At 57.1% G+C, this 1458-nt stretch carries 1 protein-coding gene; it reads right to left on the bottom strand.

The annotated features are described in order from the left end of the window. Positions 1–140: 140 nt before the first annotated feature. Complete coding sequence (locus tag ACO2Q2_RS17465) at positions 141–482, bottom strand: hypothetical protein (RefSeq protein ID WP_423257523.1); 342 nt, start codon at positions 480–482, stop codon at positions 141–143. Positions 483–1458 lie beyond the last annotated feature (976 nt).

Genomic DNA, 1458 nt, shown 5'->3' with positions numbered 1-1458 from the left:
CGACGACTTTTTGCGCACACTGCGCAACCCAACGGCTCAACGTGTCGTGCACATCGCCAACTCCGGCGCGAATCAGGCGCTCGATGGTGGTCGGCGCGCTATGCTCGGAGCGCGTCACGGAATCAGGGAGTTGTTAGCCGTCACTGACGACCAGCCTTGGGATCGATGTCTGCGCGAGTTGGCTGCGATGGATCGTAAAAGGTATATGTAAAGAACTGTTCTGGGTCGGTTGGGTACGTGCGTTTGGAGAGAAAAGCCTGTGCAGCAGCGACGTAGGCTTGAGGGATGGGCACGTCGACAGCGTCCGTAGTGCCTGAACTAGGATCGATAACTTTGGAAACCTTGAGCGTGTCGATCTTGCCTGAAGCGTTCACGGTTGCTTGGAACACAACTGCGTAAAGCTTAGTCGGGGTCGAAGGCGAAAGCTGCGCTAGGGCGCTGCCAGCGAAGAGCAGAAATATGGTTGCTATCAGAAGTCGCATCTTCCCTCACCTAAAGGCTAACGCCTGAGTTAAGCGGCGGCGAAGCCGTCCGCCTTGAACGAATTGTTAGGCTCGAGGACCGTGCTTGCCGCACCAACGCCCAACCAAGATCGCGATGACCCCGAGAACAACAGCCAGAAGAGCGGCCCAATAGCTTTGATGTAAAGCCACCACGGCGGCCCGACAATATTGCTCTGGCGACTCAGCGCTGGCTGGCCCACAGCGACCATACCGCAACGATGCGGTGGTCGTGGCGGCTACCCAGAGAAAAGCAGCCCCCAAGCCAGCAAGGGCCGAGGCAGCTCCGAACAGCCAAGCAGCAAGTCGAGGAAGTTTCATCACGGCCTAACGCTGGAGTTAAGCGGCGGCGAAGCCGTCCGCCTTGAACGATTAGTTAGATGATTGCGAAGGCAGTCGCAGCTGGCCGTTGGCGTAGTATTGGCCGAGACACACGATCAGGCGGTCTGTGTCGGAGCGAATTTTCTTTGCCTGCGCATGAGGAAAATCCTCTCGCTCAGTCGGGGCGGCGGCCAAGTAGGCTTTGCCGTTATTTTATTGAAGACGAAATCTCAGCAGCACATACATGCGCGTTTTGAGCAGCATCTATGACCCTGCGGGGGAAAAGTAAAGGAAAGACGAAGAACACTTCACTGTCAGTCCCTCTGCGCATGGCCTCCATGAGAAGCCTAGTTCGGCCATCAGCAGTCGGTTGGTTCATTGCATTGTCTACCGCCGCCTTGAACCCAGCGGAAAATTGAGAGGAATAAGGCTGCGTAGCTTTCGCTGCAGTACCAGGTAGCAGCGTTGCGACAAACAAAAGCACAAAGGTGCGCACGGAACCCTCCACATCTAACGCTTGAGTTAAGCGGCGGCGGAGCCGTCCGCTTGGACGAGAAGTTAGACGGTTGCGACGCGGTGCGCTTGGGCGAGGCTGTTGGCCTGGATGAGCGCAGAACGACGAGCAACCGACCCCCAC

Source organism: Dyella sp. KRB-257 (assembly GCF_049445995.1).
Taxonomy (GTDB): domain Bacteria; phylum Pseudomonadota; class Gammaproteobacteria; order Xanthomonadales; family Rhodanobacteraceae; genus Dyella_A.
This window is presented reverse-complemented; position numbering and strand designations above follow the sequence as displayed.

What these genes read in the sequence shown, in the direction of transcription:
- ACO2Q2_RS17465 (WP_423257523.1), bottom strand. Translation starts at nt 482, where the DNA reads ATGCGACTTCTGATAGCAACCATATTTCTGCTCTTCGCTGGCAGCGCC.